Here is a 17,085-nt window from a genome sequence, read left to right as displayed (position 1 = left end):
CCGGACAGGGGCGCGCACAGGGGACAAAAGCCATGTACCGATCCGCCCCTGTGCGCTGCCGGTCCCATCAGGCAGCATGTCCTGCATGTCCGTACTCACGCGCGACGAAGCGCAGCTCCGTGCACAGTTCCTCGACGTCCACCACTACACGGTCGAACTGGACCTCACCACCGGTGCCGAGACCTTCGACTCCCGTACCGCGATCCGGTTCACCGCGCGGTCCGACGGGGACACGTTCGTCGAGCTGAAGCCCGCCGAGCTGCGCAGCGTCACCCTCGACGGACAGCCGCTCGACCCGGAGTCGCTGAGCGAGGGCCGGCTCCCGCTGAAGAACCTCACCGCCGGCGCACACGAACTGCGCCTCGACGCGGCCATGCGCTACTCCCGCACCGGCGAGGGCATGCACCGCTTCACCGACCCCAGCGACGGCGAGACCTACGTCTACACGCAGATGTTCATGGACGACGTCCAGCGCGTCTTCGCCGCCTTCGACCAGCCCGACCTCAAGGCCGTCTTCGAGGTCTCGGTCAAGGCGCCCGAAGGCTGGACCGTCCTCGCCAACGGCGTCACCGACCACCGCGGCGACGGCCTCTGGCGGGCCGCACCCACCCCGCCGGTCTCCACCTACCTGGTCGCCGTCGCCGCCGGCCCCTGGCACTCGGTGCGCACCGAACACCGCGGACTGCCCTTCGGCATCCACTGCCGCCGCTCCCTCGCACCCCACCTCGACACCGACGCCGAGGAGATCCTCGACATCACGCGGGCGTGCTTCGACCGCTACCACGAGAAGTTCGAGGAGCCGTACCCCTTCGACTCCTACGACCAGGCCTTCGTCCCCGAGTTCAACGCGGGCGCCATGGAGAACCCGGGCCTGGTCACCTTCCGCGACGACTTCGTCTACCGCTCCGCCGTCACCGACACCGAACGGCAGACCCGCGCCATGGTCATCGCGCACGAGATGGCCCACATGTGGTTCGGCGACCTCGTCACCCTCAAGTGGTGGGACGACATCTGGCTGAACGAGTCCTTCGCCGAGTACATGGGCTACCAGACCACCGCCGAGGCCACCCGGTTCACCGACCCCTGGACCGAGTTCGGCGTCACCCGCAAGGCCTGGGGCTACGACGCCGACCAGCGGCCCACCACCCACCCGGTCGCCCCCGAGAACGTCGACGACACCGCCTCCGCCCTGCTCAACTTCGACGGCATCTCGTACGCCAAGGGCGCCTCCGCGCTGCGCCAGCTGGCCGCCTGGCTCGGCGAGAAGGACTTCCTCGCCGGCATCAACACCCACTTCAAGCGGCACCGGTTCGGCAACGCCACCCTCGCCGACTTCATCGACTCCCTCGCCTCGGCCACCGACCGCGACGTGCCCGCCTGGGCCGACAGCTGGCTGCGCACCACCGGCGTCGACACGCTCATCCCCGCGATCGCCTCCGCCGGCGGCACCTGCACCCTGACCGCCGACCGCACCGGCAGCCGCCCGCACCGCCTGACCGCCGGCCTGTACGACCACGACGTCGCCGGCGAAGGCCGGCTGGTCCTGCGCGAACGCATCGACCTCGACGTCCCGCAGACCGCCCCGCAGCCCATCGGCAAACGCCCCGCACTCGTCCTCCTCAACGACGGCGACATCACCTACGCCAAGGTCCGCTTCGACGCCGCGTCCTTCGAGACCGTCCGCACCGCCCTGTCCGGCCTGCCCGACCCGCTCACCCGCGCGGTCGTCTGGAACGCCCTCCGGGACGCCGTCCGCGACGGCGAACTCCCGCCCGCCGCCTACCTGGAGACGGCCCGCACCCACCTGCCCCACGAGACCGACCTGGCCGTCGCCCAGGGCGTCCTCGCCTTCGCCGCCGGCCAGCTCGCCGACCAGTACCTGACCCCCGAGGACCGCCCGGCCGCCCTGGCCACCCTCACCTCGCTCTGCCGCGACCTGCTGCGGCGCACCGAGGACGGCGACCACCCCGGCCTGCGCCTGATCGCCGTACGGCACCTGATCTCCGTCGCCGCCCACCCCGAGACCATCGCCGCCTGGCTCGCCGACGGCACGGTGCCCGGCGGCCCCGAACTCGACCCCGAACTGCGCTGGCGCATCCTCGCCCGGCTCGCCGTGCTCGGCGCCACCGACGAGGACGCCATCGCCGCCGAACTGGCACGCGACCCGAGCGCCAGCGGCCAGGAGGGCGCCGCCCGCTGCCGCGCCGCACTGCCCGACCCGGAGGCCAAGCACACCGCCTGGGAGGCGATGTTCGCCGGCGACGACCTGTCCAACTACCTGTTCACCGCCACCGCCCAGGGCTTCTGGCAACCCGAACAGGCCGAACTGGTACGGCAGTACGTCCCGCGCTTCTACCCGGACGCGGCCGCCGTCGCCGCCCGCCGCGGCCCCGCCATCGCCGTCGCCGCCGGCCGCTGGGCCTTCCCGGCCCACGCCGTCGACACCGAGAACCTGGCACTCGGCGAGGCCTGCCTGCGCGACGCCGACCTCACCCCGGCCCTGCGCCGCACCCTCGCCGACCGCCTGGACGACCTGTCCCGCGCCCTGAACGTGCGCGACGGACAGCGGGCGGAGCAGGGGGAGTAGGACGGCGTAGGTCCTGCGACGTAGGACGCGGCTGGTCCCTGCCGACGATGCGGCGGACCGGCCGCGTTCCTAGGCTCGGGCGGTCAGCCAACCCCCCAGCACCGGAGGCAGCACCGTGATCGTAGTGACCGGCGCGACCGGCAACGTCGGCCGTGCCCTCGTCGACCGACTCCTCACCGCGGGACAGCCCGTCCGGGCGCTCACCCGCGACCCGCGGCGGGCCGCACTGCCCGAGCGGGCCGAGGTGGTGCCGTTCCGGCCCGACGACCCCGCCGCCCTGTTCACCGGCGCCACCAAGCTCTTCCTGTACGCCCAGGCCGGCACCGCCCCGCTGCTGGCGGCCGCCCGCCAACACGGCGTACGGCACGTCGTACTGCTCTCCAGCGGCATCATCCAGGAGGGAGCCGACGAGACCCACCCCATCCACGTCATGCACGCCACCGCCGAGCAGCAGATCCGCGACAGCGGACTCGACTGGACCTTCCTGCGCCCCAACGCCTTCGCCACCAACGCACTCCAGTACGCCCCGCAGATCCGCGCCGGCGACACCGTCCGCGGCGTCTTCGCGGACGGACTGTCCGCACCCATCCACGAGGACGACATCGCCGCCGTCGCCGAACGCGTCCTCCTCGACAGCGGCCACGAAGGCGCCGTGCACCGGCTCACCGGACCCGAGACGACCAGCAACGCCGACCAGGTCGCGGCGATCGGCGAGGCCCTCGGCCGCACGCTCACCTTCGTCGAGACCGACCCGGCCGAAGCGGGCCGGGAACTGTTCCCGCACGTACCGCCGCAGATGCTCGAACGACTGCTGCAGACCTTCGCCGAGACCGTCGGCGTCCCCCCGGAGATCACCACCACCGTGCGCGACCTCACCGGCACCCCCGCCCGCACCTTCGCCCGGTGGGCCCGCGACCACGCCGACGACTTCCGGGCCTAACCCCGCACAGGCCCCCAACACCTCCGCCGCGCACGGCAGTACACACTTTCGGGTTCCGTTCGCCGGGCTTCCGGGACACCGGGCTCCCTTCCGGTACAAGCTGGAACTCCACCCCCGAACCGGAAGCCCCGGACCCGAGGCGGGGTGCGCGAGCGGAGGAGGGTTCATGAGCACGCCACCCCTGGCCTCGGGCCCCGGCGGCCCCGACGCCCTGCGGCCCCTCCTCGACACCGTGCTCGACGCGCTCGCGGCCGGCGGCCGCGAGCGCGGCGGACCCCTGCCCGCCGGCGGACCGGACGCCGTCGCCGCCCGCGTCGCCGACGCCCTCGGAGACGTCCTGCCGGACACCGGCGACCCCGACGCCCTGCACACCCTCGTCCAGGTGCTCGCAGCGGGCGCCGCCGACCCCGCCGACCCGCTGTGCGCGGCCCATCTGCACGCCCCGCCGCTCGCCGTGGCCGCCGCCGCCGACCTCGCCGCCAGCGCCCTCAACCCCTCCCTGGACTCCTGGGACCAGGCCCCCTCCGCCTCCGCCCTGGAAGCCGCGGTCGCCCGCACCCTCGCCCGCACCGCCGGCCTCGCCGACGCCCTCGTCACCACCGGCGGCACCGAATCCAACCAGCTCGCCCTGCTGCTCGCCCGCGAGGCACACGGAGGCACCGTGCGCCTCGTGTGCGGCACCAACGCCCACCACTCCCTGCCCCGCGCCGCCTGGCTGCTCGGCCTGCCCGACCCGGTCGTGATCCCCACCCCGACCGGCACCCTGGACCCGGCCGCCCTCGACGAGGCCCTCACCGCACTCCCCGGCCCGCTGCTCGTCGCCGCCACCGCCGGCACCACCGACGCCGGCCTCATCGACCCGCTGCCCGAGATCGCCGGCCTGTGCACCGCCCACGGCGCCCGGCTGCACATCGATGCGGCCTACGGCGGCGGCCTCCTCTTCAGCGACCGGCACCGCGACAAACTCGCCGGCCTCGAAGCCGCCCACACCCTCACCCTCGACCTGCACAAACTCGGCTGGCAGCCGGTCGCCGCCGGACTCCTCGCCCTCGCCCGCCCCCACGAACTCGCCGCCCTCCACCAGCGCGCCGACTACCTCAACGCCGAGGACGACACCGAAGCCGGATACCCCGACCTGCTCGGCCGCTCCCCGCGCACCACCCGCCGCCCCGACATCCTGAAGATCGCCGTCACCCTCAAGACACTGGGCCGCAGCGGACTCGGCGCCCTGGCCGACCAGGTCTGCACCCGAGCCCGCGAATTCGCCGCGCTCATCCGGGAACACCCCGGCTTCGAGCTGTACGACCACCCCGTCATCAGCACCGTCCTGTTCCGCCCGGCCGGCGCCGCCGACGACGCCGTGGCCGCCGTCCGCCGCACACTGCTGCACGACGGCCGGGCCGTCCTCGGCCGCGCCCGGGCCGACGGCCGGCTCTGGCTCAAAGCCACCGTCCTCAACCCCCACACCCGGCCGGACGACCTGGCCCAGCTGCTCAAACTCGCCGAACTCGCCGAAGGAAACACCCCCGCATGACCCACCCCCCACGCCACGACCCCGCCGCACCCCGCGACCTGGTCGGCATCGGCATCGGCCCGTGCAACCTCTCCCTCGCCGCCCTCGCCCACCCCCTCGCCGAACTCGACACCGTCTTCTACGAACAACGCCCCCGCTTCGACTGGCACCCCGGACTGCTCATCGAGGGCGCCACCGTCCAAGTCCCCTTCCTCGCCGACCTGGTGACGCTCGCCGACCCCACCAGCCCCTGGACCTTCCTCAACTACCTCAAAACCCGCGAACGGCTCTTCCCCTTCTACTTCGCCGAACGCCTCCACACCCAGCGAGCCGAGTACGACGCCTACTGCCGCTGGGTCGCCCAGTCCCTCCCCGGACTGCACTTCCGCCACCAGGTCGACGCCGTCCGCTGGAACCCCGAACACGACGTCTTCGAAGTCGACTTCACCCAACTCGACGCCGACGGCGAGGCCCAGGCCCTCGGCCGCACCCACACCCGCAACATCGCCCTCGGGATCGGCACCGCCCCCTACGTCCCCGACCCCCTCCGCCCCCTCGTGGACGCGCCCGGCGTCCCCGTCGTCCACGCCGCCGACTACCTCGACCACCGCGCCGACATCCTCACCGCCGGCCACGTCACCGTCGTCGGCTCCGGACAGTCCGGCGCCGAGGTCTTCCTCGACCTGCTCCGGCACCGCCCGGCCGGCCGGGAGAAACTGCACTGGATCGGCCGGACCGAGGCCTTCGCCCCCATGGAGTACTCCAAGCTCGGCCTGGAACACTTCACACCCGACTACACCCGCTACTTCCACGCCCTCGCCGAACCCGTCCGCGACCGGCTCACCGCCGCCCAGTGGCAGCTCCACAAGGGCATCGACGCCGGCACCCTCGCCGCCATCCACGACGAGCTGTACCGGCGCACCCTGGACGGCGGCTGGCCCGACACCGTCCTCACCCCCGGCGTCCGCGTCCGCACCGCCGGACGCATCGCCAACACCCGGATCGAACTGCACCTGGAACACCTCCAGCAGGACAGCCGCTCCCGGCTCACCACCGACGCCGTCGTCCTCGCCACCGGCTACCGGCAACGCCCCCTCGGCCGCCTCCTCGCCGGACTCGACCCCTACATCCGCCGCGACAGCAGCGAACGCCCCCGCATCGACACCGAGTACCGCCTCGACCTCGACCCCTCGGTCACCGGCTCCGTCTACGTCCAGAACGCCGAACTGCACACCCACGGCGTCGGCGCCCCCGACCTCGGCCTGGCCGCCTGGCGCAGCGCCACCATCCTCAACTCGCTCACCGGCAAAGAGCCGTACCCGCTCCCGCAGCGCACCGCCTTCACCTCCTTCGGACTGGACCAGCCGGCCGCCCGCGTCCCACGGGCCGGCCAACCCCGCCGGCTCACCCCGCTCGTCGACGGAAGATGAACGGCCGCCGGCGGTCGGGGCGCCCGCGTTCGACGCGGTCGTGGACGTCGCCGCCGCCGACGCCGACCCGGCCGCACCCGAACGCACCCGCGCCGCGCTCGACAGCGGCGACGGTCTGCACGTCAACGGCGTCGGCGCGCAGGCGATCGCCGACGCCGTCGACCCGTCACTCCTGATGGCTCTAGAAGACCGGCTTGCCCTCGCGCACCAGCTTCCAGTCCGCCGACGCGAAGTCCTTCGGGTCCAGGACACCCTTCGCCGTCACCCACTCCGCGATCCGGGTACGGATCTCCGTCGACTCCGACCACAGCTCCTTGGCGGTGGCGACGTGCGGGAAGGCACCGCCGCCGTTCGCCCGGTAGTTGTTCACCGCCAGCACGAACTGCCGGTCGTCCTGCAGCGCGGCCCCGCCGAACGTCAGGTTCCTGATCCGCGACCCGGCCGGCTGGGCGATGTCGATGTCGTACGACAGACCCGACACGTAGTCGTAGTTGTAGTCCGGACGGCCCCCCGCGTTGGTCAGCTTCTCCACGTCGACCGCGGCATCGGCGGCCGTCTGGACGTAGTACTCCGCCGAGTACTCCAGGTACGCGCGCACCTGGGCACCCGTCAGCAACTTCGCGACCAGCGTGTTGTCGTAGACGTACAGGCTCGACAGGTCCCGGATGGTGACGTCGCCGGCCGGGATCTCGGAGGTCCGGGAGAACGGCGAGGCCTGGGCGATCACCGGCAGCGAGGCGTACTCGGTGCCCGCGAGCGCCGCCTTGACCACGTCCTCCTGGACCCTGGTGATCAGGTCGATGATCGGCGCGTCCTTGTAACGGGCCTCGACGGTCGTCAGGGTCTCGGTGGCCCGGCCCACGACCTGGTTGACGTACGCCACGACCTTCCGGTGCTCGTCGGTGAGCAGCTTCGTGATCTTCGGGTCGTCGGCGACGGAGTTGGAGTTGCGCAGCGACGCGGAGACCGACTCCACCTCCCAGCGGCCCTTGGCGAACACCAGCTCGATGTCGAAGAGGGTGAGCCGCTCGGCGTAGCACAGCGGCTCGGACAGCACGACCGTCCTGCCGGTCTGCTCGTTGACGACCTTCAGCTCCGGGATCTCCACGTGCGCGTGCCCGACCAGGATCGCGTCGATCCCGGGCACCTGCCTGGCCACATTGGCCGCCGCGTTCTCCACGTACGGCACCTGGTCACCGTACGACGACGTGCCCGAGGTACCCGAGTGCGCCGAGACGACGACCACGTCCGCGCCCATCGACCTCAGCTTCGGCACCCACTTGGCGGCCTGCTCCTCCAGGCCCGGGAACGCCAGCCTGCCCTGGACGTAGGCCTTGTCCCAGATCGCGATGCCCGGGTTGGTCAGGCCGAGCACGGCGACCTTCACCGGCTTCGCGCCCGGCACGTGGAACGTCTTCATGAAGTACGGCGGGAAGGCGGGCTTCAGCGTCTTCGCGTCCACCGCGTTGGCACCGAGCAGCGGGAAGTCGAGCTGGTCCTCGAACTTCCGCAGCGTCTCGATGCCGTAGTTGAACTCGTGGTTGCCGAGGGCCGCCGCGTCGTACCCGATCGCGTTCATCGCCTGCGCCATCGGGTGCACCGGGCCGCCCTTGGCGGTGATCGGGTCCACCTTGGCGTAGTAGTAGGTCAGCGGGGTGCCCTGGATGGTGTCACCGGCGTCCAGCAGCAGGGTGTTGCAGCGGCCCTTCTCCTTGCGCACCTGCTCGACCAGGGTGGAGATCCGGGCGAGGCCCATCGCGTTGCCCGCCTTGTCGGCGTACTCCGCGTTCTTGAAGTAGTCCCAGTTGAAGACGTGCCCGTGCAGGTCGGTGGTGCCCATGACGGTCAGGGAGTACCGCTTCACGGGGTGCCCGGGCTTCGTGACCTCCGCCGCCTCGGCCGCCGGGGCCGCCGCCGTACCGGCGATCGCCACTCCCGCTCCGGTGACGGCGGACTTCTTCAGGAACTTCCGGCGGTTCAACGGCATCTCTCGGTTCTCCTTGGCGGTGATCGAACAACGCGCGTAGATTCTGACCTGAGCATGACTGCCCACAACAGGTCCGGAAGGTTGCGATCTGGTGACCATCGCTCATAGGAGCGAACCACCGCACAATTCAACAGTTGTCAATAAGCCTTTGCCTAAAGTCTGTTGAGTAGTCATACGGCGCCAATTCTCTACCCACGGGTAAGCCATAGGCTCGACTCATGCGCCGAGCAAAAATCGTCTGCACACTGGGACCCGCCACCGACTCGTACGACCAGATCAAGGCACTGGTCGAAGCCGGAATGGACGTCGCCCGCTTCAACCTCAGCCACGGCACGCACGCCGAGCACGAGGAGCGCTACCACCGCGTACGAAAGGCGGCCGACGAAACCGGCCGCAGCGTCGGAATCCTCGCCGACCTTCAGGGCCCGAAGATCCGGCTCGGCCGTTTCACCGAAGGACCCGTACTCCTTGAACGCGGCGACGCCTTCACCATCACCGTCGAGGACGGCGCCGAAGGCGACCGCCACCAGTGCGGCACCACCTACGCCGGCCTCGCCGCCGACGTCACCCCCGGCGAACGCATCCTGGTGGACGACGGCAAGGTCTGCCTCGAAGTCACCGCCGTCGACGGCCCCCGCGTCCGCACCCGGGTACTCGAAGGCGGCGTCGTCTCCGACCACAAGGGCCTCAACCTGCCCGGCGTCGCCGTCTCCGTCCCCGCCCTGTCCGAAAAGGACCGCGACGACCTGCGCTGGGCACTGCGCACCGGCTTCGACGTGATCGCCCTCTCCTTCGTCCGCAGCGGCGACGACGCCGCGGACGTCCACCGCATCATGGCCGACGAAGGCCGCCGCCTCCCGGTGATCGCCAAAATCGAGAAACCCCAGGCGGTCCAGAACCTCGACGGCATCATCGCCGCCTTCGACGGCCTCATGGTCGCCCGCGGCGACCTCGGCGTCGAGATGCCCCTGGAACAGGTGCCGATCGTCCAGAAGCGCGCCGTCACACTCGCCAAACGCAACGCCAAGCCGGTGATCGTCGCCACCCAGATGCTCGACTCGATGATCGAGAACTCCCGGCCCACCCGCGCCGAAGCCTCCGACGTCGCCAACGCCGTCCTCGACGGCACCGACGCCGTGATGCTCTCCGGCGAGACCAGTGTCGGCAAACACCCCGTCGAGACCGTACGCACCATGGCGAAGATCGTCACCGCGGCCGAAGAGGACATGCTGGCCAAGGGCCTGCCACCGCTCACCGAGCGGAACAAACCGCGCACCCAGGGCGGCGCGGTCGCCCGGGCCGCCGCCGAAATGGGCGACTTCCTCGGCGCCAGGTTCCTGGTCGCCTTCACCCAGTCCGGCGACACCGCCCGCCGCCTCTCCCGCTACCGCTCCCCGATCCCCCTCCTGGCCTTCACCCCCGAACCGGCCACCCGCTCCCAGCTCAGCCTCACCTGGGGCACCGAGACCTTCCTCGGCCCGCACGTCGACTCCACCGACGCCATGGTCGACCAGGTGGACGAACTGCTCCTGAAGTACGGCCGCTGCCGCAAGGGCGACGTGGTGGTGATCACGGCAGGCTCCCCACCCGGCGTCTCCGGCTCGACCAACATGGTCCGCGTCCACCACATCGGCGAGGACGACAGCCCGAAGTAGGGACGGGGCCTGATCAGTGCTTGGGGCCGACGTGGGTGTTTATGAGCGCCACGTGACAATCCTGCGAGGCCGAGCGCGGCGACACGCGGAAAAGGTGGAGATTCACGAGAACGTGAACCTCCACCTTTCGAGCGAATCTTCGTTTCTTAGGAAAAGTACCCCGGGTCGGATTCGAACCGACGCTGGATGGTGTTTGAGACCATTGCCTCTACCGCTGGGCTACCGGGGCTCCCTTGAAAAGCAAGGTCGACGGGCACCCGCCGTGCCCCCACCTTACCGTAGCTAGGTAGGCTCTTGTCAGCAGTACCCCTGCCCTGAACGAGGAGCCCCCGTGACCGCCGAGTCGCCCCAGCCCGTAGACGTGCCCGACGACGACAAGTCGCACGTGCCTCCGCTGACGACCCGTGTCGTCATCGCCGAGGACGAGGCCCTGATCCGGCTCGACCTGAAAGAGATGCTGGAGGAGGAGGGGTACACCGTCGTCGGCGAGGCCGGGGACGGTGAGCAGGCCGTCGAGCTGGCCCGTGAGCACCGGCCGGACCTGGTGATCCTGGACGTGAAGATGCCGAAGCTGGACGGCATCTCCGCGGCCGAGAAGATCGCCGAGGAGTCCATCGCGCCGGTCCTGATGCTCACCGCCTTCTCGCAGCGCGACCTCGTCGAGCGTGCCCGGGACGCCGGTGCCATGGCGTACCTGGTCAAGCCGTTCAGCAAGAGCGACGTCGTGCCGGCGATCGAGATGGCCGTCTCCCGGTTCACCGAGCTGAAGCAGCTGGAGAAGGAGGTCGCCGACCTCTCGCAGCGGCTGGAGACCCGCAAGCTGGTCGACCGCGCGAAGTCCATTCTGCAGACGGAGTACGGCCTGACCGAGCCGGCCGCCTTCCGCTGGATCCAGAAGACGTCGATGGACCGCCGCATGTCGATGCAGCAGGTCGCGGAGGCGGTCATCGCGGACAGCGAGGAGAAGAAGGCGGCCAAGAAGAGCTGAACGGTCCCCGCGTACGACGAGGCCCGCGCCCCGGAGAAGAGGGCGCGGGCCTCGTCGTCGTATACGGACGGATCCGTGCGGACGGATCAGTCCTCGCCGAGGTAGGCCTTGCGGACGGACTCGTCGTGCAGCAGGTCCTGTCCCGTGCCGGACAGGACGATGTTGCCGATCTCCATGACGTGACCCTGGTCGGCGAGGGAGAGCGCCGCCTGGGCGTTCTGCTCGACCAGCAGGATCGTGGTGCCCTGTGCCTTCAGTTCGGCGATGGTCGCCATGATCTTCTGCATCATGATCGGCGACAGGCCCATCGACGGTTCGTCCAGCATGAGCAGTTTCGGCTGGGACATCAGTGCTCTGCCCATGGCCAGCATCTGCTGCTCACCGCCCGAGAGGGTGCCCGCGGCCTGCTTGCGCCGCTCCCCGAGGATGGGGAAGAGGTCGTAGGCGCGCTGGATGTCCTTCTCGATGCCCGGTTTGTCGTTGCGCAGGAACGCGCCGAGGCGCAGGTTGTCCTCGATGCTCATGCGCGGGAAGATGTGCCGGCCCTCGGGGGAGTGGGCGAGGCCCAGGGAGACGACTTGGTGGGCGGGGACCTTCTTCAGCGACCTGCCGTTGAACTTGATCTGGCCGCCGACCGGCTTGAGGAGTCCGGACAGGGTGCGCAGGGTGGTGGTCTTGCCGGCGCCGTTGGTGCCGATGAGGGTGACGACCTGGCCGGCGTCGACCTTGAAGGAGATGCCCTTGACGGCCTCGATCTTGCCGTAGGCGACGCGCAGGTCCTCGACTTCCAGCAGTGTGGTCATCGGTCGTCCTCCTTGCCGGGCGCGGCGTCCGTGGTGGTGTCGGCGTGTGCCTCGGCGGCTTCCACTTCGGCGGCCTCTTCGGCGCCGGGTGCGTTCTCGAAGGGTTCGCCGAGGTAGGCCGCGACGACCCGTTCGTCGCCCTGGACGGTGGCGCTGTCGCCCTCGATGAGCTTTTCGCCCTGGACGAGTACGGCGACGCGGTCGCACAGGTTGAAGATGAAGCGCATGTCGTGCTCGATGACGAGGACGGCGATGCCCATGTCGCGGATGGCGAAGACCAGTTCCTCGGTGGTTCGGGTCTCCTGCGGGTTCATGCCGGCCGTGGGTTCGTCGAGGAGCAGCAGTCCGGGTTCGCTGGCCAGGGCGCGGGCGATCTCGAGTTTGCGCTGTTCGCCGTAGGGCAGGTTGCGGGCGAGGTGTTCGGCCTTGTGGTCGAGGCCGACGAAGGCCAGCAGTTCCATGGCGCGGTCTCTGGAGGCCTTTTCGGCCTTGTGGAAGCCGGGGCCGCGGAGTACGGCGGACCAGAAGCCTTCCTTGGTGCGGGTGTGCCGGCCGACGAGCACGTTTTCCAGGACGGTCATGTTGGCGAACAGCCGGATGTTCTGGAAGGTGCGTGCGATGCCGGCCGCGGTGACCTTGAAGGACTTGGGCGGCAGGACGTTGCCTTTGTAGCGGACTTCGCCCTCGGTGGGGACGTACAGGCCGGTGAGGCAGTTGAAGAAGGTGGTCTTGCCGGCGCCGTTGGGGCCGATGAGGCCGACGATCTCGCCGGCGCCGACGGTGAGGTCGACGCCGCGTACGGCGGTGAGGCCGCCGAAGCGCATGGTGACGCCGCGGGCGTCGAGGACGGTTTCGCCGGGCGCGGCGGCGCCGGGGGTGGTGTTCTTGGTGGTGGTGTCGGTGGTCATGGTGGTCAGGCCCCCGCCTTCGTCAGGAGGGTGGGCGCTTCGGCGTCTTCGTGGAATTCGAGCTGGCGGCGCCGGTTGGGGATGAGGCCCTCGGGGCGGAACCGCATGAGCAGGATGAGCGCGAGGCCGAAGGCGAAGAGCTGGTAGTTGCCGAGGAACTGGAGCTTGTTGGGGATGAGGAAGAGCAGGGCGGCGCCGATGAGCGGTCCGCTGATGGTGCCCATGCCGCCGAGGACGACCGCGGCGAGCAGGAAGGCGGAGTTGGGCGGGATGGGGCCGGCGAACAGGTACTGCTCGGGGGTCACGGTGTAGGTGACGTGGGCCTGGACGGTGCCGGCGAGGCCGGCGAGGGAGGCGCCGACGGCGAAGGCGATGAGTTTGACGCGGAAGCCGTTGATGCCCATGGCGAGGGCGGCGGTCTCGTCCTCGCGGATGGCGACCCAGGCGCGTCCGATGCGGGAGTTGCCGCTGCGGCGGAAGACCAGCACCACGACGGCGGTGATGATCAGCATGAGGAAGAAGTAGTTGGCGAACCGGCCGATGGTGAAGCCGCCCATGTCGTGCTGGGCGCCGAAGTCGAAGCCGAGGACGTCGAGGTTGGGGATGGAGGAGACGCCGTTGGAGCCGTTGGTGAGGTCGGGTCCGGAGGTGCCGTCGAGGTTGTTGGCGGTGATGCGGAAGATCTCTCCGAAGCCGAGGGTGACGATGGCGAGGTAGTCGCCGCGCAGTCGGAGGGTGGGGGCGCCGATGAGTACGCCGAAGACGAGGGAGGCGACGGCGCCGACGAGGACGGCGGCCCAGAACGGGAAGTGGACGTCGAAGGGGGAGCTGGGGGAGCCGGAGACCAGGGCGGCCGCGTAGGCGCCGACGCCGAGGAAGGCGACGTATCCGAGGTCGAGGAGGCCGGCGAGGCCGACGACGATGTTCAGGCCGAGGGCGACGGTGGCGAAGATGAGGATGTAGACGCCGAGGGTGGCGTACTGGTCGTCGGTCTGGGTGAAGGGGAACAGGGCCGCCGCGACGAAGGCGCCGCAGATGGTGATGTTGGTGTGCCGGGAGGCGATCTGCGAGGCGTGGGCGATGACGCCGGCCTTGTTGAGGGCGGCGAAGCCGAGGCCGGCGGTGATGAGGAAGCCGATGAACAGTTCGTCGTACTCGGTGCCGATGCCGTAGGTGAAGACGACGAGGCCGAGCGAGAGCATCGCGACGATGATGAGGATCTCGGCGTACGAGGGGAGGGCGGCGACGGGCCGGGGGGAGCCGCCGGCGAAGACCGCCTTGGTGATCTCCCACTTGTGTGCGGCGCCGTGCTTGAACTTCTCCCAGCCGGTGTCGTCGGGGTCGATCGGGTCGGGCTCGGGCCGCTGGAACGGCAGGGAGAGGGCGCCGGCGAGGGCGGCGAGGCTGGCGACGGCGACGAGGTAGCCGCCGGGTTCGAGGTTGACGACTCCGCCGAGGTCGGTGCTGATCGCGATGACCGTGTACCAGGCGGTGGCGAAGGTGGCCAGGGTCGCGAACTTCAGGGCGGGGGCGGGGCCGGCGGGTACCAGCCAGGCGAGGCCGCGCAGGCCGTAGGAGGCCAGGGCGAAGACGGTGGCGAGGGCCGCGCCGATGAGGACGAGGACCTGCAGGCCGCCGGGGTAGCCGTAGACGGTGAGGTCGCCGGGGAAGGCGGAGGTCCAGGTCCAGGCGAGGAAGGTGGAGGCGATCGTGAGGACGCTGCCGCCGAGGGCGAGGGCGCGGGCGGCGTTCTCCGGCAGGGGGAGCAGACCGGAGGGGGTGTCGGCGTTGCGGGCGCCGGGGGTGTCGGGTGCGGTGGTCTGTGTGGTCATCGGTCTCACGCCCTGTCCGCGACGCGCTCGCCGAGCAGGCCCTGTGGCCTGAACAGCAGTACGAGGATGAGGAGTACGAAGGCCCAGACGTCGGCCCAGGACTGGCTGCCGAACTTGTCCATGCCGGGGATGTCGGCGATGTAGGCGGTGGCCAGGGTCTCTGCCACGCCGAGGACGACGCCGCCGATCATGGCGCCGTAGATGTTGCCGATGCCGCCGAGGACGGCCGCGGTGAACGCCTTCAGGCCGAGGATGAAGCCCATGCGGAAGTTGATCTCGCCGTACTTCAGGCCGTAGGCGACGGCTCCGACGGCGGCGAAGGCGGCGCCGAGCGCGAAGGCGATGACGATGATGCGGTCGGTGTTGACGCCCATCAGCTTGGCGGTGTCGGGGTCCTGTGCGGTGGCCTGCATGCCGCGGCCGGTGCGGGTCTTCATGACGAAGTAGGCGAGGACGGCCATGCTGATGGGGGCGGCGACGACGAGGAAGATGTCGCCGGTCTGGATGGTGACGCTGCCGATCTCGAAGGGGCCGCCGGCGATCTGCGGGAAGGTGCGCGCGGACTTCGCCTCGGGGTACCAGGCCCATACGGCCTGCTGGAGCGCCAGGGAGAGGCCGATGGCGGTGATGAGGGGGGCGAGGCGGGGCGCGTTGCGGAGGGGCCGGTAGGCGAACCGTTCCGCTCCGACGGCGATGGCGACCGCGACGATGACGGCGCCGACGATCATCAGCGGCAGCGCGAGCCACATGCTGGTGCCGCCGGGGAGCCAGAGCCAGACCGTGAGGGCGCCGAACGCGCCCGTCATGAAGATCTCGCCGTGGGCGAAGTTGATGAGCTGGACAATGCCGTAGACCATTGTGTAGCCGATGGCGACCAGCCCGTACATGGATCCTAGTAGCAGGCCGTTGACCAGCTGCTGCGGCAGTTCGTTCACCGCATGTCCTCCGAGCGTTCGGAAAGTGCGAGGGATGTGGCCGGATGCGAGTCCGCGCGGGACGCCAGTGGAACAGCGCCCCGCGCGGCTCTTGAGTGGGTCGGGCGTGGATCAGCCGGTGTAGGTACCGGACTTGACGGGAACCCAGGCACCGTTCTTCACGGCGTAGACGGTCAGCTGCTTGTTGGTGGCGTCGCCGTACTCGTCGAAGGAGACCTTGCCGGTCACGCCGTCGAAGGCCACGCCCTGCATCGCCTCGGTGATCTTGGCGCGGGCGTCGGAGGGCAGCTTGCCGCCGTTGGCGTCGACGACCTTCTTCACGGCCTCGATGACGGCCCAGGCGGAGTCGTAGGCGTAGCCGCCGTAGGCGGAGTACTCCTCCTTGTAGCCCGCGGCCTTGTAGTCGGCCACGAACTGCTTGGCGGAGGGCAGGTCCTCGACCGGGGCGCCGACGGAGGTGGCCAGGTCGCCGGTGGCCTCGGAGCCCGCCAGCTTCATGAAGGTGTCGTCCTTGATGCCGTCGCCGCCGACCAGCGGGATCTTGGCGCCGGCGGCCTTGATCTGCTTGCTGAGCGGGCCGGCCTGCGGGTACTCGCCGCCGTAGTAGACGACCTCGGCACCGGAGTTCTTGACCTTGGTGGCGACCGCGGAGAAGTCCTTGGCGTCGGGGTTGATGTGCTCGGTGCCGACGACCTTGCCGCCGAGCTTCTTGAACTCGGTGGTGAAGGTGGCGGCGAGGCCGGAGCCGTAGGTCTTCTTGTCGTCGATGACGAAGACCTTCTTCTTCTTGGCGGTGTTGTAGACGTACTGGGCGGCGAACGGGCCCTGGATGGCGTCCGTGGTCGCGGTGCGGAAGTACGCCTTGTACGGGCGGACCTTCTTGGTCTGCCAGTCCGGGCCCTGGGTCAGGGCCGGGCCGGTGTTGGCCGGGGAGACCTGGACCAGCTTGGCGTCGTCGAAGACCTTCTGCATGGACTCGGCGACCGAGGAGTTGAGCGGGCCGACGACGCCGAGGACGCTCTTGTCCGAGACGAAGGTGGAGGCGTTCTGCTGGCCGGCGGAGGGCTGGGCCTGGTCGTCGCGGGCGTCGATCTTGAAGGTGACGCCCTTGACCAGGTTCTGCTTGTTGGCGTTCTTGGCGGCGAGGTCCGCCGAGTTCTTGATGCCCAGGCCCATGGCGGACAGGTCGCCGGTCAGGGGGGCGTCCACGCCGATGACGACGGTGGTGCCGCCGTTGCCCGAGTCGGAGCCCTTGTCGCCGCTGTCGCGCGAGCCGCAGGCGGTGAGGGTGAGCGCTCCCGCCGCCAGCGCGGCGGTGATGGCGATAAGCGAACGTTGACGCACGATCAGTCCTTTCCCCAGGCACAACCGCCTCCCCGTGGAAGCGGTCGAGTCGCGCGCCGCGCTGATTTTGGACAATCTGAAGGCGCGGTGACTGGCCGTGACTCTAAGCGTGTGTGGGGAACGTGGAGGAGTGTCTGACCGAGGCTGTGACGCTCTTGTTATG

The 17,085-nt window shown here is 70.1% G+C and carries 12 protein-coding genes and 1 tRNA gene; 6 read left to right on the top strand and 7 right to left on the bottom strand.

Annotation, left to right across the window (positions count from 1 at the left end; translation table 11 throughout):
* Window positions 1-85: 85 nt before the first annotated feature.
* The 4 genes from pepN (at window position 86) to ABZ923_RS05975 (ending at window position 6,470) form a co-directional block, all read left to right on the top strand.
* A complete protein-coding gene (gene pepN / locus ABZ923_RS05990) occupies window positions 86-2,587 on the top strand; it encodes an aminopeptidase N (RefSeq protein ID WP_361467356.1) in 2,502 nt (833 codons plus the stop codon).
* Window positions 2,588-2,702: 115 nt separating this feature from the next.
* The gene (locus ABZ923_RS05985; RefSeq protein WP_361467353.1) at window positions 2,703-3,527 is read left to right on the top strand and encodes an NAD(P)H-binding protein; all 825 of its coding nucleotides are present in this window, start codon (window positions 2,703-2,705) and stop codon (window positions 3,525-3,527) included.
* A 166-nt stretch (window positions 3,528-3,693) separates the two neighbouring features.
* On the top strand, window positions 3,694-5,061 hold the full coding sequence (locus tag ABZ923_RS05980; protein ID WP_361467351.1) for an aminotransferase class V-fold PLP-dependent enzyme: 1,368 nt from the start codon (window positions 3,694-3,696) through the stop codon (window positions 5,059-5,061).
* Window positions 5,058-6,470: a SidA/IucD/PvdA family monooxygenase gene (locus ABZ923_RS05975; RefSeq protein WP_361467348.1), complete on the top strand. Its 1,413-nt coding sequence runs from the start codon at window positions 5,058-5,060 to the stop codon at window positions 6,468-6,470. Before ABZ923_RS05980 ends, ABZ923_RS05975 begins: the two co-directional genes overlap by 4 nt.
* Window positions 6,471-6,651: 181 nt before the next feature.
* On the opposite strand, the gene ABZ923_RS05970 is transcribed toward ABZ923_RS05975, so the two are convergent.
* The gene (locus tag ABZ923_RS05970) at window positions 6,652-8,457 is read right to left on the bottom strand and encodes a 5'-nucleotidase C-terminal domain-containing protein (protein WP_361467345.1); all 1,806 of its coding nucleotides are present in this window, start codon (window positions 8,455-8,457) and stop codon (window positions 6,652-6,654) included.
* A 218-nt stretch (window positions 8,458-8,675) separates the two neighbouring features.
* Here ABZ923_RS05970 and pyk point away from each other — a divergent pair, with 218 nt between their 5' ends.
* Window positions 8,676-10,112 (top strand): pyruvate kinase, encoded by a 1,437-nt coding sequence (pyk, locus tag ABZ923_RS05965; protein ID WP_361467342.1) that lies wholly within the window; start codon window positions 8,676-8,678, stop codon window positions 10,110-10,112.
* Between the two features lie 156 nt (window positions 10,113-10,268).
* On the opposite strand, the gene ABZ923_RS05960 is transcribed toward pyk, so the two are convergent.
* Window positions 10,269-10,341: transfer RNA gene (locus ABZ923_RS05960), tRNA-Leu, on the bottom strand.
* A gap of 102 nt (window positions 10,342-10,443) precedes the next feature.
* Between ABZ923_RS05960 and ABZ923_RS05955 the strand changes: the two genes are divergently transcribed.
* Window positions 10,444-11,100, top strand: a complete 657-nt coding sequence (locus ABZ923_RS05955) for a response regulator (RefSeq protein ID WP_358639796.1) — start codon at window positions 10,444-10,446, stop codon at window positions 11,098-11,100.
* Between the two features lie 86 nt (window positions 11,101-11,186).
* Here the strand turns inward: ABZ923_RS05955 and ABZ923_RS05950 are convergent, their stop codons facing one another.
* The 5 genes from ABZ923_RS05950 to ABZ923_RS05930 all read right to left on the bottom strand — a co-directional run bounded on the left by ABZ923_RS05950 (window position 11,187) and on the right by ABZ923_RS05930 (window position 16,922).
* Window positions 11,187-11,903 carry an ABC transporter ATP-binding protein gene (locus ABZ923_RS05950; RefSeq protein WP_361467339.1) on the bottom strand — a complete coding sequence of 239 codons (717 nt, stop codon included), beginning with the start codon at window positions 11,901-11,903 and terminating at the stop codon, window positions 11,187-11,189.
* Window positions 11,900-12,811 (bottom strand): ABC transporter ATP-binding protein, encoded by a 912-nt coding sequence (locus ABZ923_RS05945; RefSeq protein WP_361467336.1) that lies wholly within the window; start codon window positions 12,809-12,811, stop codon window positions 11,900-11,902. Before ABZ923_RS05945 ends, ABZ923_RS05950 begins: the two co-directional genes overlap by 4 nt.
* A gap of 5 nt (window positions 12,812-12,816) precedes the next feature.
* On the bottom strand, window positions 12,817-14,643 hold the full coding sequence (locus ABZ923_RS05940; RefSeq protein WP_361467333.1) for a branched-chain amino acid ABC transporter permease: 1,827 nt from the start codon (window positions 14,641-14,643) through the stop codon (window positions 12,817-12,819).
* Window positions 14,644-14,648: 5 nt separating this feature from the next.
* Window positions 14,649-15,578: a branched-chain amino acid ABC transporter permease gene (locus tag ABZ923_RS05935; RefSeq protein WP_361467330.1), complete on the bottom strand. Its 930-nt coding sequence runs from the start codon at window positions 15,576-15,578 to the stop codon at window positions 14,649-14,651.
* A gap of 111 nt (window positions 15,579-15,689) precedes the next feature.
* Window positions 15,690-16,922, bottom strand: a complete 1,233-nt coding sequence (locus tag ABZ923_RS05930; RefSeq protein ID WP_361467328.1) for a branched-chain amino acid ABC transporter substrate-binding protein — start codon at window positions 16,920-16,922, stop codon at window positions 15,690-15,692.
* Window positions 16,923-17,085: the final 163 nt, after the last annotated feature.

Source organism: Streptomyces sp. NPDC046881 (assembly GCF_040645015.1).
In the GTDB taxonomy this organism is placed as follows: Bacteria; Actinomycetota; Actinomycetes; order Streptomycetales; family Streptomycetaceae; genus Streptomyces.
Note: the sequence above shows the minus strand (reverse complement) of the source record. Positions and strands in the feature narration are given on the sequence as shown.

Bases quoted from the DNA above. Each gene is read 5' to 3' on its own strand.
- pepN (WP_361467356.1), top strand. From the start codon at position 86: ATGTCCGTACTCACGCGCGACGAAGCGCAGCTCCGTGCACAGTTCCTC.
- ABZ923_RS05980 (WP_361467351.1), top strand. From the start codon at position 3,694: ATGAGCACGCCACCCCTGGCCTCGGGCCCCGGCGGCCCCGACGCCCTG.
- ABZ923_RS05975 (WP_361467348.1), top strand. From the start codon at position 5,058: ATGACCCACCCCCCACGCCACGACCCCGCCGCACCCCGCGACCTGGTC.
- ABZ923_RS05970 (WP_361467345.1), bottom strand. From the start codon at position 8,457: ATGCCGTTGAACCGCCGGAAGTTCCTGAAGAAGTCCGCCGTCACCGGA.
- pyk (WP_361467342.1), top strand. From the start codon at position 8,676: ATGCGCCGAGCAAAAATCGTCTGCACACTGGGACCCGCCACCGACTCG.
- ABZ923_RS05950 (WP_361467339.1), bottom strand. From the start codon at position 11,903: ATGACCACACTGCTGGAAGTCGAGGACCTGCGCGTCGCCTACGGCAAG.
- ABZ923_RS05945 (WP_361467336.1), bottom strand. From the start codon at position 12,811: ATGACCACCGACACCACCACCAAGAACACCACCCCCGGCGCCGCCGCG.
- ABZ923_RS05940 (WP_361467333.1), bottom strand. From the start codon at position 14,643: ATGACCACACAGACCACCGCACCCGACACCCCCGGCGCCCGCAACGCC.